Source organism: Colwellia sp. MB02u-9, from assembly GCF_014077085.1.
In the GTDB taxonomy this organism is placed as follows: domain Bacteria; phylum Pseudomonadota; class Gammaproteobacteria; order Enterobacterales; family Alteromonadaceae; genus Cognaticolwellia.
Window position 1 is genome coordinate 184524 of record NZ_JACGVF010000091.1, and the last position, 13649, is coordinate 198172.

The window sequence follows — 13649 nt, forward strand, 5'->3', positions numbered from 1 at the left end:
TAGCTTTATTAATATGATGAATTAAAACCGGTATTTAGCGGCGGATTTCTTGATTTTTCTTCAACTGAATACCTATGTGAATACCTATGATTTCATTATTTAATCAAGTACATTGGCGAGGGTTTTAAAATAACTTGCAAAATCAAGTTCCGCATTGCAGAATGTATGTACTGTTTTACTGCGTAATTAATTTTGTGGTAATAATGATTGAAAATTGTATTAGAGTGAGCGCTTAATGTCCAAACTAACAGAAGTAGAGTTACTTGCTGATTTAGAAAAAATAAACGACCAAGACAGATATCATTGTAAAACAACCTACGATATTTTTTGCCATGCAGCCGATGAATATGCTGCTGATATCGCCATAGTTGAGCATTTAACCGCTGATCGAGATGAAGTGGCCAATACCCTTACTTTTGCTACTTTAGCTAAAAAACTGAATCAAACAGCAAAGCTTTATCAATCATTTGGCGTTGAGCGTACAGACGTTATTTCTATTTTACTGCCTAATTTGGCTGAAACTCATCTCAGTATGTGGGCTGCCCAAGCGGTAGGTATTGCCAACCCGATTAATTACCTGTTGCAGGTTGATCACATTGTTGAAATATTGAACGAAGTAAAATCCAAAGTATTAGTCACTGTGTCGCTTGATCAAAGCACAGAATTAGGTAAGAAAGTGCATGAGATTATTGCCCGCGTACCATCACTTGAGCACATACTTGTTCTCGATAACCGCTATGGCCCGAGCAATAATAACCGTGTAACCATCACTGATTTTAATCAGGCGATATCGACTCAATCAAGTGAACGATTAACGAAAAACTCTCAACCCAAGGCTGATGATATTGCGATGTACTTTCATACCGGAGGCACAACCGGCCGCCCTAAAGTAGCGAAACTATCGCATTACAACATTAGTTTTGTCGTGCAAGTTTATGCCGGGTTTAATGCTTTTCAAGGTAAATCTGCGGTCTTGAATGCCTTACCCTTATTTCATGTTTTTGGTGTTATTGCGGCCAGTTTATCAATGTTTTTTGTTGGTCGTCAGGTAGTTATTATGACCCCAGAAGGATTTAGAAACCCTAATACGGTGAAAAACTGGTGGTTTTTTGTTCATAAATATCAAGTGTGTTGGTTTCCTACCGTACCTACTATTATTTCTGTTTTACTGCAGCAAGCTGATGAAGACATTGATCTTAGCTGTTTTGAACATGCGGCTTGTGGTTCAGCGCCTTTACCTATTGAACTGAAATTATCTTTTCAGCGCCGCTTTAATTGTAATGTTACCAATGGTTATGGCATGACCGAATCTTCTTGTGTGGTCGCTAGAGTATTACCCGGCTACGATGTTGAAGGGGTTTCCGTGGGTAATGGCATACCTTATAGCCGAGTGATTGCTGCCCACGTTATTGATAATAAAATTAGCCGTGTTTGTGGCAGCAATGAACCTGGCATTATTCTGGTCAAAGGGCCTAATATCTTTCAAGGCTATTTGAACGAAAGCGATAATGAGGGAGCATGGGTTGACGGTGAATGGTTCAATACCGGTGACTTAGGTTTAATTAATGACCTAGGACATATTCAGTTAACTGGTCGAGCAAAAGACTTGATTATCCGCGGCGGGCATAACATTGATCCCCAGATCATTGAAGATGCATTAATGGCGCATGCCGGTGTTCTTCAAGCAGTGGCTATTGGTCAACCTGATGCACATGCAGGAGAAATACCGGTTGCTTATGTTGTGGTAAAAGATCCCCAGCAAACAACAGCCGCTGAACTATTGCTCCATTGCCAAACACATATTAACGAAAGAGCGGCCATTCCAAAACGTATCGAAATACTCGATAGCTTTCCGCTAACGGCGGTGGGTAAAGTGTTCAAACCTATCTTACGTAATAAAGCGACCGAATTTAGCGTCAATACCTTATTCAAAGCCAATAATATTACGGCTCACGTTAGCGCAGCATTTGATCCAGAAAAAGGTCAGGTCGTTCATGTTCAATTATCAAATACTCAAGACAAAGACAAAGTGGCAGCATTATTAATCGCCGTTCCTGTCTTGGTTGATTACCAAACAACTTTATAACTTAGGAAAAATTATGAAAGACGCGTATATATACGATGCCGCAAGAACAGCCTTTGGACGTCATGGCGGAATTTTATCTTCTGTTCGACCCGATGATATGCTTGCCCACCTTATAAAAACTCTAGTACAACGCAACGACTTTGATTTAAGCCTTTATGAAGATGTTATTGCTGGTAGTACTAATCAAGCAGGTGAAGACAGCCGAAATGTTGCGCGTTTTGCCGGGCTATTAGCGGGTTTACCGATTGAAACAGGTGGCATAACGGTGAACCGTTTGTGTGGTTCAAGTTTATCAGCCGCGTTAGATGCTGCTCGCTGTGTAAAAGCCAATGAAGGTGAATTATTTGTTGCTTGTGGTGTTGAATCTATGAGTCGTGCGCCTTTTGTTTTGGCTAAAGCAAGCTCAGCCTTTGCTCGCCAGCAAGAAATGTTTGATACCACTATGGGGGCACGTTTTACTAATCCTGAGATTATTAAAGCCTATGGCGGCCATTCTATGCCAGAAACAGCCGACAACATTGCCAGTGATTTAAATATCAGCAGAGCAGACTGTGATGTATTTGCTGCCAGCTCTCAAGCTAAGTATGAAGCAGCCAAAGTAGCAGGATATTTTGATGATGAAATTATTGCCATTGAAGTGTCACAAGGGCGTAAGTTGCCAGCACTTTCGGTAACCGCTGATGAACACCCACGTCCTGCTTCAACCGCAGAAGCTTTAAGTAAATTAAGACCATTATTTGATGGCGTAGTTACCGCAGGTAATGCTTCAGGCATCAACGATGGTGCTTCAGCGATGATTATTGGTAGCAAAGAAGTGGGTGAAAAAGCGGGTATTAAACCGCGTGGTAGAATTATAGCCGGCGCTATAGCCGGTGTACCACCACGTGTTATGGGTTTAGGGCCAGTTCCCGCTTCACAAAAAGCCTTAGCGCGAGCGGGTTTAACGTTAGCGGATATGGACGTTTTAGAATTTAATGAAGCCTTTGCCGTACAAGCGCTAGGTTGCATGAAACAATTAGGTATCGCTTTTGATGACCCACGGGTTAATCAAAATGGCGGTGCTATTGCCATTGGCCATCCTTTAGGCGCTAGTGGTACGCGTATTATGATGACGGCATTACGCCAATTAGAAAAAACCGGTGGCCGTTATGCATTAGCCACCATGTGTATTGGTATCGGTCAAGGTATCGCTGTCGTTATTGAGCGTGTTTAACTTCTCAAAGTAAGGAATGAATTTATGTCAGTTGTTAGTTATCAATTAGAGGGTGACATCGGTGTTATTAGTCTAAATAACCCACCAGTTAACGCGCTTTCTCATGCATTACGTTTAGGTATTCAAGACGCGGTAGCACAAGCACAAAACGATGCTTCTTTAGCCTTAGTGTTAATTTGTCAGGGCCGTACCTTTATTGCCGGGGCAGACATCTCAGAATTTGGCAAAGCCCCTATGTTGCCATCATTACCTGGGCTGCTTGATATTATAGAAGCGTCAACAAAACCTATTATCGCCGCGATTCATGGCACGGCACTTGGCGGTGGTTTAGAAACGGCATTGGCTTGTCATTATCGTTGTGCTTTATCTAGCGCCAAGGTTGGCTTACCAGAAGTTAAATTAGGCTTGTTACCTGGCGCGGGTGGCACACAAAGAGTGCCGAGATTAGCCGGTGTAAAAGCGGCACTTGATTTAATCACCACGGGCACGCCCATTTCGGCAGCTAACGCGTTAAAGATTGGCTTAATTGATAAAGTGGTTAAAGGTGATTTACTTAGCGCCGCACTTGATTTTGCCCAAGACATTATTGCCCAAGGTGCGGTACTTAAAAGAGTCAGAGATATAGCCGTTGATAATGAAGGTATTTCAGCTGATTTTTTTGCTGAATATCGAGCCCATTTAAATAAACGTTTTCGCCAACAAGAAGCACCACAACGTATTGTTGAATGTATTGAAGCCGCCTTGAGTCAATCTTTTGATGAAGGTCTTAAAGTTGAACGACGTCTGTTTGTCGAGTGCATGCAATCAACACAGTCGGCCGCTTTGCGTCATCTGTTTTTTGCTGAACGGATGTCTTCAAAAATTAAAGGCCTACCCAAAGACACCCAGCTGAAAGATATTAAGCGCGTTGGTATTATTGGCGGCGGTACTATGGGCGGCGGTATTGCAATGAATTTTGTTAATGCCAATATTCCCGTGACCTTATTGGAAATTAACCACGAAGCATTGCAACGTGGTAAAGACATTATCGCTAAAAATTACGCGATGACGGTTAAAAAAGGTAAGTTGACCACTGAGCTCGCCGTTGAACGTCAAGCGCTGATCACAGGTACAACCGATTATAACGATCTCGCTGACATGGACTTGGTGATTGAAGCCGTTTTTGAAAATCTTGCGATTAAAAAACAAGTTTTCGCCAAGCTCGATAGCGTGTGTAAGCCCGGCGCTATTTTAGCCAGCAACACCTCTTATCAAGACGTTAATTTAATTGCCGAGTCTACTTCTCGTCCCCAAGATGTCATTGGTCTGCATTTCTTTAGCCCAGCTAATGTGATGAAATTACTTGAGATTGTACGTGGCGATAAAACCTCTGAGCAAGTATTAGCCACCTCGATGGCAATGGCTAAAACCATTAAAAAAATTCCTGCATTGTCGCGTGTTTGTTATGGTTTTATTGGTAACCGTATGTTGCGTCAATATGCCCGTGAAGCACAACTGTGTTTGCTTGAAGGCTCAAGCCCGGAAGCGATAGACAGGGTTATGCAAAATTTTGGTATGGCAATGGGACCGCTAGCGGTAGGCGATTTAGCGGGCATAGACATTGGCTATAAAGCGCGTGAAGGCTTAACGGATGAAGAAAAAGGCGATGTTAGAAGCTATTGTATTGCTGATGCTTTATATGAGATGGGCCGTTTAGGTCAAAAAACCGGTGCAGGTTATTATCGTTATGACGCTGAGACAAGGCAGCGTATAGCTGACCCCATAGTACTGGAAGTGATTGAAGCACAAGCCAAACAAAGGGGAGTTGAGCGTAAAGCGATAAGTGACGAAACTATATTAGCGCGTTTGACTTTTGCCTTGATCAACGAAGGCTTTAAAATACTGGAAAAAGGTATTGCCCAACGCCCAAGTGATATTGATGTAGTTTACGCATTCGGTTACGGATTTCCGGCTTTTCGAGGCGGTCCGATGTTTTATGCTGAAACCATAGGTTTAGAGAAAGTTTATCAAACCATTTGTCAGTTTGGTGCGACTTATGGTGAAGAGTTTTGGCAACCTGCGGCGTTATTAAAACAACTTGTTGCAGAAGGTAAAACCTTATCTGAGTGGTCTTCTAATAGCTAAACAAGTTATAAGTTTTGTTAATCGGTATTTGTGCCGAGCACGGTTAAATTGCATTTAACTTGTTGGACTAAAGTCCAACCTACAAAAGCCCAGATAAGATTTACGGGTGATCGCGTAGCGATTGTTTTGTAGGTCGGACTTTAGTCCGTCAACCTTTTAGCGAGCGGTGACTGTCATGGGTCAAAAAGTATTTGCCGCGGTGTATTATTTTTGTCGCTCGGCATTTGTGCCGAGCACGGTTAAATTGCATTTAACTTGATGGACTAAAGTCCAACCTACAAAGGCCCAGATAAAATTTACAAAGGCCCACATAAAATTTATGGGTGATCGCGTAGCGTTTAGCGATTGTTTTGTAGGACGGACTTTAGTCCGTCAACCGTTTGGCCAGTGGTTAGCGTGATGGGTTAACACAGATTTGAAACGGATATTTTTGTCGCTCGGTATTTGTGCCGAGCACGGTTAAATTGCATTTAACTTGATGGACTAAAGTCCAACCTACAAAGGCCCAGATAATATTTACGGGTGATCGCGTAGCGTTTAGCGATTGTTTTGTAGGTCGGACTTTAGTCCGTCAACCGTTTAGCCAGTGCTTAACGTGATGGATTAACACAGATTTGAAACGGATATTTTTGTTAATCGGCATTTGTGCCGAGCATGGTTAAATTGCATTTAACTTGATGGACTAAAGTCCAACCTACAAAGGCCCACATAAAATTTACGGGTGATCGCGTAGCGTTTAGCGATTGTTTTGTAGGACGGACTTTAGTCCGTCAACCGTTTGGCCAGTGGTTAGCGTGATGGGTTAACACAGATTTGAAACGGGTATTTTTGTTAATCGGCATTTGTGCTGATGACAGTTAAATTGCATTTAACTTGATGGACTAAAGTCCAACCTACAAAGGCCTAGATAAAATTTACGGGTGATCGCGTAGCGTTTAGCGATTGTTTTGTAGGTCGGACTTTAGTCCGTCAACCGTTTAGCCAGTGGTTAACGTGATGGGCCAAATATAAATAGCCAAGTTAGTTTCACTTGAGACGACGACAATTAACAACAAAGCTTTTACTTTATACGCCGTAAAAATCGCCAAATAGAGGGCATTTATTTTAATTACTTATATTTTAATAACTTATGTTTTAATAACGAGATAAATAACCAAGCAGTGGCTTATTTTAATCAGGTGAAATGATCACAAGGTTAGTGATATGAGTATTATGCCAGTGTTTAGCGCAACTCGTTTTTTTCATCACAACAAATATTTTTTAGGGGATCGACATGCCAATTCCAAAAACATTACAAAATAAACTCTCTTTGCCTGTTATCAGCGCTCCTATGTTCATCGTCTCGGGACCAGAACTGGTTATTGCCGAGTGTAAAGCCGGTATTGTCGGCTCTTTTCCAGCGCTTAATGCCCGTCCACAGTCATTATTGGCTGAATGGCTCACCACCATTAAAACTGAGTTAGATAGCTATCAAGTTGCGAACCCTAACGCCATCGTTGCGCCCTATGCGGTTAATTTAATTGTGCATAAGAGTAATGACCGTTTAGAGGCGGATATAAATACCTGTATTGAATATAAAGTGCCGGTGATTATTACCAGCTTACGCGCGTTAGATCCTACCTTAGTGCAACGTATTCAAGCTTATGGCGGTATTATTTTTCACGATATCATTAATATTCGCCATGCCGAAAAGGCCATAGAAGCTGGTGTTGATGGCTTAGTATTGGTGTGTGCTGGCGCAGGTGGCCATGCAGGTACCTTAAGCCCTTTCGCTTTAGTGAGTGAAATTAAACAAATTTTTGATGGCCCTATTGCTTTGTCAGGCGCTATTGCTAATGGCGCTTCTATATTGTCAGCGCAAGCTTTGGGGGCAGATTTTGCTTATATCGGCACCTCTTTTATTGCCACCAAAGAAGCTAATGCCGATCAAGCATACAAAAAAATGTTAGTTGATCATAGCGCGAAAGATATTGTTTATAGCTCGTTATTTACCGGTGTTCATGGCAATTATCTTAAACCCAGTATTACTAATGCCGGCTTAAACCCTGATGATTTAGAAGAAGGTGATAAAAACAAAATGAAGTTTGGCTCATCAGGGGGCAGTAAAACTAAGGCTTGGAAAGACATTTGGGGTGCAGGACAAGGCTTGGGCAGTATTACCGATATTGCGACTGTTGCTACTGTCGTGGAACGCTTTAAAACAGAATACGATGTGGCGCTATCGCGTTTAAATAGTCTACAAAAATAATAGGTACTCTTCATATGAAAGCTCAAGAACATATCTTGATTCATCAGGACAGTGGTGTTTTACACTTAGCGATTAATCGCCCCGAGAAAAAAAATGCCTTAAGCAGTGTAATGTATGCCGCTATGGCTAAAGCCCTAAAAGACAGTGTGACTGATGAAAGTATCAAAGTGGTACTGATACATGGCACACAAGAGGCTTTTTCAGCCGGTAATGATTTAAACGATTTCAATAATCGTGATGCCAATGAACCCTCGCCGGCCGCCACTTTATTGTATGAGCTGTATAACTATCCTAAGCCGATTGTTGGCGCAGTATCTGGTGTTGCCGTAGGCATAGGCGTAACTATGTTGCTGCATTTTGATTTGGTTTACGCCTCAGAAACTTATTTTAAAATGCCATTTGTTGATTTAGGTGTTTGCCCTGAAGGTGGTTCAAGCCTGCTTATTCCTCAGTTAGCTGGCCATCGTAAAGCCGCTGAGTTATTAATGCTTGGCGAGGCTTTTAATACTGAAACGGCGATTAATATCGGCATAGTTAATCAACAATTAGACAAGTCTGAGGTATTTGATTTTGCCTTAAGTAAAGCCAAAGCCTTAGCGCTGAAACCGCAAAATGCTTTGCGTGCTAGCAAAAAACTTCTGAAAGCCTCTGGGCAAGCGATACTGCACGATGTGATTAAAAATGAGTTAGTGATCTTTGCACAGTTACTGCAAAGTGAAGAATCTATAGCCGCCAGAACAAAAAAATAAGAGTTTACAATGAAACCTTGGGCAAATAAAACCATGCCGGCATTCAATAACCATTTAGGTTTTGTGGTGGAAGAATGGCATAAAAATCATATTAAAATTAGTGCTGAGCTTAAGCCTGAACATCTTAACCGTTCAGGGATCCCACACGGTGGCTTTATTTCGACCTTATTAGATGCCGCCACGGCACTATCGGGTGCCCATAGTGACGATCCGCTTGATTATAGAAAAGCATTAACTTTATCTTTAAACATAAATTACTTAGGACAAGCGCAGTCCAACAGCCTTTATGCTATTGGCAAAGTGACCTCGTCGGGTCGAAATATCTATTATGGCTCGGCCGAGGTATTCGACTCTTTTGACAATATTATTGCTTCAGGGCAAGGCGTATTTCGTTATCGAAAAGAGTGAGTTAATTTTCACCCAATGATGCCGTTAAACGGGGTTGGGCGTTAGTCAGAGCCCCAGCAGATAAAAAGACAAGCAAAGAAGTGGAGAATTTCTTGAACGAACCATTACAACATTATCCTCACCAAATAAAACATCCGGTTAGATGGGGTGATATTGATATGTTAGGCCATGTTAATAACACCAATTATTTTCGTTACTGTGAAGAAGGACGGGTTAATTTTTTTACTGATAGTCAAATTAGAGCCGCACTTGGCGAAGACAAACTCGGCTTTGTTGTGGCTTATATCGATTGTAAGTTCAAGTTTCCAGTAACTTATCCGGATAACCTTATTGTTGCGACCAAAGTTGAGAAAATAAGCAAGGACAGGTTTACCTTAAGCCAAATTATTTATAGTGAAAACCATCAAAAGGTTGCCGCTAAAAGTGAAAGCATTATTGTTTCTTTTAGCCATGAACTGCAAAGTAAGATCAACCTTCCTAGCACGGCATTAACCTTGTTAGAAAAAGAGTTAGCCCGTGGTGGTGCATCAATTTAAGGCGAAGTTTTACAAAACTGTTGCTAGGTTATGATGCCGACTTCTTAAAGGGTTAGAAAGAAAATTAGCATGTTAGCCAAATTTTTTTGTAGGTCGGACTTCAGTCCGTCAACTGTCAAGCGGGCAATTAATGCAATGGATTAAATATGAATAGCCAAGTTAATTGTCATCTAAGACGATGACAAATGACTACAGCAGAACCAAATTAAAAAACAATAACAACAAAAATTATTTCAGATAACTCATCGAGGAGCAGTAAATTTCATGAAAGTATTAGTCCCCATCAAACGTGTCATCGACTATAACGTCAAAGTGCGTGTTAAACCAGATAACTCAAATGTTGATTTAGCCAACGTTAAGATGGCCCTTAACCCGTTTTGTGAAATTGCGGTAGAAGAAGCTGTTCGTCTTAAAGAAGCGGGCACAGCCACTGAAGTTATTGCGGTTTCTATTGGTCAGAAAAGTTGTCAAGAACAACTGCGTACCGCACTGGCTTTAGGCGCTGATCGTGCGATTCATATCGATACCGAGCTAACGCTTGACGCGTTACATATTGCCAAGTTATTACAAAAAGTTGTTGAAGAAGAGCAGCCTCAATTGGTTATCTTAGGTAAGCAGTCTATCGACAGCGATAACAACCAAACTGGCCAAATGCTGGGCGCACTAACCGGTTTTGCCCAAGGTACTTTCGCCTCCCAAGTTAAGGTTGAAGGCGACAAAATTAAGGTAACACGTGAAGTCGACAGTGGCTTGCAAACTGTGGCGCTAAACTTACCTGCTATTGTCACTACGGACTTACGTTTAAATGAACCACGTTACGCCTCTTTACCTAATATTATGAAAGCTAAACGTAAGCCATTAGTGGTGAAGTTGGCGAGTGATTTTGGTATTGATTTAACGCCACGTACTCAGTTATTAAAGGTTTCTCCTCCGAAAGAGCGTCAAGCCGGCATTATGGTTGAATCAATTGATGCATTAGTTGAAAAGTTAAGAAATGAAGCCAAGGTGATCTCATGAGTATTTTAGTTTACGCAGAACACGACAACAGCGCATTAAAAGCTGATACCTTAAAAGCGGTAGCAGCGGCTCAACAAATAGGCGGAGACATCACTATTTTAGTTGCAGGCCATCACTGTCAAAGTGTTGCAGAACAAGCGGCAAAAGTTAATGGTGTTACTAAGGTACTGGTGGCTGATCATGTCGCGTACGAGCATCAACTGGCAGAAAACATCAGTTTATTAGTGACTGAATTAGCGGCTGATTACACGGTCGTTATGGCAACGGCATTAACCACAGGCAAAAACTTTATGCCTCGCGTTGCCGCTTTATTAAATGTAGCTCAAATTTCAGATATTGTTGCGGTTGAAAGTGCTGACACCTTTGTGCGTCCTATTTATGCCGGCAATGCTATTGCAACCGTAAAAAGTTTAGATGCTAAAAAAGTGATCACTGTGCGTTCAACCGGATTTGATGCGGTTGCCACTGATGGCGCTGCAGAAATTATCTTATTAGATAAGGTTAAAGACGCCGGTATTTCAAGCCATGTTAGTGACGAGTTAACGGTTTCAGCACGTCCTGACTTAGGTGCCGCACGGGTGATTATTTCCGGTGGTCGTGGCATGCAAAATGGTGATAACTTTACCTTATTAGATGGCATTGCTGATAAGTTAGGGGCTGGCATTGGCGCATCACGCGCGGCTGTCGACGCGGGCTTTGTGCCTAACGACATGCAAGTAGGGCAAACGGGTAAAATTGTCGCGCCAGATTTATACATAGCGGTCGGTATTTCTGGAGCTATTCAACATCTTGCCGGTATGAAAGACTCAAAAGTTATTGTCGCGATTAACAAAGACCCAGAAGCGCCTATTTTCCAAGTGGCTGACTATGGTCTGGTAGCGGATCTATTTGAAGCCTTACCTGAATTAGAAAGTGCTTTGTAAGTACTGATAACTTAATGGTGAGATTTATGTTGAGCTTAATATTAATGCCATGAATTAAAAGCCAAGCAGGTTGCATGATGCTTGGCTTTCTTTTAATTTGCTTTAGCAAAAATAGGTTAGATTGACTTTCGCTGGTATATTAGTTGGCATACTTGTCAGCTAATATTTTCTGTCTCAAAACTATCATCATCAACAATCACTTCAAAAAAGCCAGCAAAAATAATCTTCTATTACTTGAAATTTTTTTCGTCAACATATGTCTGAACATGGATAATAAATTCATTACTCTGGGTACAAGCTTGCTATCGTATTTACCAATAACTGTGCCTAACCTGATACAAAAGGTCAGCTCATTTATCTGTTTTTTTCTTATTAAGGTGTGAGTTCGTTAAGCGTTGAAATCTACCTTAAGTATTAGCTTCGTTTGTCGATTTTTAGTGTTTACATCTCAATAACAAGTCAAATAAGGCGATCTGTGACCCTATACTGTTAATGCGATTACCCTAACTTGCTGCTATTAATCTATAAATTTATTCTTAAAGCTATCTATCATCTTTATTTTTCGAGCAAAAAATGAGATTATAGCGGCATTATTTGAAAACGTATTGACAGTTAGAATAAGTCACTACGTCTAGTGTGATTAACAATTGAGTAGCTCAAAATGAATACATTAACTGGTATGCCAAGAGAAATAAATGGGGAAGTAGATCGTAAGTTTGTCGAAGCGCTTGCCAGAGGGTTAGATATATTACGGGCATTTAACCCCGGAGACGGATTTCTTGGTAACCAGGAAATTGCTCAACGAACCGGATTACCCAAATCAAGTATATCTCGCTTAACCTATACCTTGACCAGCCTAGGCTACCTAACTTATTCAAAGCGCTTAGAAAAATACCAGCTTGGCGCTGGTGTGTTGGCATTGGGTTATGCCTTTGTTTCTAACCTTGGTATTCGCCAAGTGGCGAACCCCCAAATGAAAGAGCTGTCAATTGAAACGGGTACATCAATAGGCCTCGCAGACCGCGACCGACTAGACATGATTTATCTTGATCATTGCGCGCCAAAAGATATTGTGACCTTTAAAAAAGATATCGGCGATAAAATACCTATGGCCACTACGGCGGCAGGGCGAGCTTATTTAGTGGCATTATCAGAAGAAGAACGTGACTTCTTTTTACGACATTTCAAAGAAAAGCTTGGTGATAAGTTTGACGCGGTTAAAGTGGGTATTGATCAAGCGTTGGAAAGCTATAAAGAATTTGGTTATTGCCATTCTTGGGGCGATTGGGAGCGAGATACCAATGCTATTGCCGTACCGTTAAAACTTACTCAAGGTCAAATCTACGTATTCAATGCGGGTGGCCCGGCATTTAGATTGTCGAAAGAATTCTTGGCGGGTGAAGTTGCGCCGCAATTAAAAAGCATGGTGCGTAATATTGAAGCCACGTTAATTCAATTTTAAGATTATATCTTAGTTTAATCCTTTGACATGATTGAATGCTAAAAAGCCTTTGTTTACTGCAAAGGCTTTTTGCTATGTGTTAGGTAGTTATGTTAATGAAATACTAGGTCAATAAAATACCATCTTGATAGCAATACAATATCGGTAGCAAAGTCATGGGTAAATAGCCGCATAACAAATAATTAAAGCAAAGTGCTAAGCGTTTACTTGGCTCGGCTTCACTTTAGCTTTAAGTAAACTATTAATCGCCTTGATTTGAGCTTTGGAAAAAATTAATACGGAGAATAACGGATGCCTGGCTTGCCACTTTTAATTATTGCCTTGTTCTTTCTTCTCGGCGGTATCGGCCATTTTATTTCTGCTGACTTTTTTATAATGGCGATGCCAGATTATTTGCCTTATCACAAAGAGCTTGTTCTCATCAGTGGTGTATTTGAAGTTTTGGGTGCGATAGGCCTTTTGGTGCCTAAAACTCGTTTGTTAGCGGGCTATGGATTAATTGCCTTAATTCTTGCTGTCTATCCGGCTAATATAAACATGGCTTTGCAGCCAGAAAAATATCACGATATTTCAGTGTTTTTGTTATATCTTCGCCTACCCATGCAATTATTACTTATTTGCTTTGTATGGTGGGCAATTGCACCAGAAAGGATTCAGCACAAAGATGAAAATAGATAACAAGGCCGAGCAGTACAGGCAATATCTAGCTATTATTTGGCGGAAAATCGGTCTTTGTCGTTGCTGTTATATGCCTAAGAACACCCCTGTCAGTTAGCGCTAATAGACCTAACCCGCTATTTTATCTGGTGATATTGCCTCTACGTGAACACCCGTTGAAAAGGGTTATGCTGAAATGGTAAATATAATCTGATGTACCTATTTT

The 13649-nt window shown here is 41.2% G+C and carries 11 protein-coding genes; all 11 read left to right on the plus strand.

Annotated elements, in window-relative coordinates; genetic code table 11:
* Positions 1 to 235 precede the first annotated feature (235 nt).
* Positions 236 to 2086 (plus strand): acyl-CoA synthetase, encoded by a 1851-nt coding sequence (locus H4J65_RS07845; RefSeq protein ID WP_182197257.1) that lies wholly within the window; start codon positions 236 to 238, stop codon positions 2084 to 2086.
* Positions 2087 to 2099: 13 nt separating this feature from the next.
* A complete protein-coding gene (locus H4J65_RS07850; RefSeq protein ID WP_182135391.1) occupies positions 2100 to 3299 on the plus strand; it encodes a 3-oxoadipyl-CoA thiolase in 1200 nt (399 codons plus the stop codon).
* A 24-nt stretch (positions 3300 to 3323) separates the two neighbouring features.
* Positions 3324 to 5423 (plus strand): 3-hydroxyacyl-CoA dehydrogenase NAD-binding domain-containing protein, encoded by a 2100-nt coding sequence (locus tag H4J65_RS07855; protein WP_182197259.1) that lies wholly within the window; start codon positions 3324 to 3326, stop codon positions 5421 to 5423.
* Positions 5424 to 6696: 1273 nt separating this feature from the next.
* The gene (locus tag H4J65_RS07860; protein ID WP_182197261.1) at positions 6697 to 7671 is read left to right on the plus strand and encodes a nitronate monooxygenase family protein; all 975 of its coding nucleotides are present in this window, start codon (positions 6697 to 6699) and stop codon (positions 7669 to 7671) included.
* Between the two features lie 14 nt (positions 7672 to 7685).
* Positions 7686 to 8420 (plus strand): enoyl-CoA hydratase-related protein, encoded by a 735-nt coding sequence (locus tag H4J65_RS07865; RefSeq protein WP_182135397.1) that lies wholly within the window; start codon positions 7686 to 7688, stop codon positions 8418 to 8420.
* A 9-nt stretch (positions 8421 to 8429) separates the two neighbouring features.
* Positions 8430 to 8828 carry a PaaI family thioesterase gene (locus tag H4J65_RS07870; protein ID WP_182197264.1) on the plus strand — a complete coding sequence of 133 codons (399 nt, stop codon included), beginning with the start codon at positions 8430 to 8432 and terminating at the stop codon, positions 8826 to 8828.
* 92 nt (positions 8829 to 8920) lie between these two features.
* On the plus strand, positions 8921 to 9364 hold the full coding sequence (locus H4J65_RS07875) for a thioesterase family protein (RefSeq protein WP_182197266.1): 444 nt from the start codon (positions 8921 to 8923) through the stop codon (positions 9362 to 9364).
* 264 nt (positions 9365 to 9628) lie between these two features.
* A complete protein-coding gene (locus tag H4J65_RS07880) occupies positions 9629 to 10381 on the plus strand; it encodes an electron transfer flavoprotein subunit beta/FixA family protein (RefSeq protein WP_182197268.1) in 753 nt (250 codons plus the stop codon).
* Positions 10378 to 11304 (plus strand): electron transfer flavoprotein subunit alpha/FixB family protein, encoded by a 927-nt coding sequence (locus H4J65_RS07885; RefSeq protein ID WP_182197270.1) that lies wholly within the window; start codon positions 10378 to 10380, stop codon positions 11302 to 11304. The genes H4J65_RS07880 and H4J65_RS07885 overlap by 4 nt, the downstream gene beginning before the upstream one ends.
* Before the next feature lie 661 nt (positions 11305 to 11965).
* On the plus strand, positions 11966 to 12766 hold the full coding sequence (locus H4J65_RS07890; RefSeq protein ID WP_182197273.1) for an IclR family transcriptional regulator: 801 nt from the start codon (positions 11966 to 11968) through the stop codon (positions 12764 to 12766).
* A gap of 291 nt (positions 12767 to 13057) precedes the next feature.
* On the plus strand, positions 13058 to 13444 hold the full coding sequence (locus H4J65_RS07895) for a DoxX family protein (protein WP_182197275.1): 387 nt from the start codon (positions 13058 to 13060) through the stop codon (positions 13442 to 13444).
* Positions 13445 to 13649: the final 205 nt, after the last annotated feature.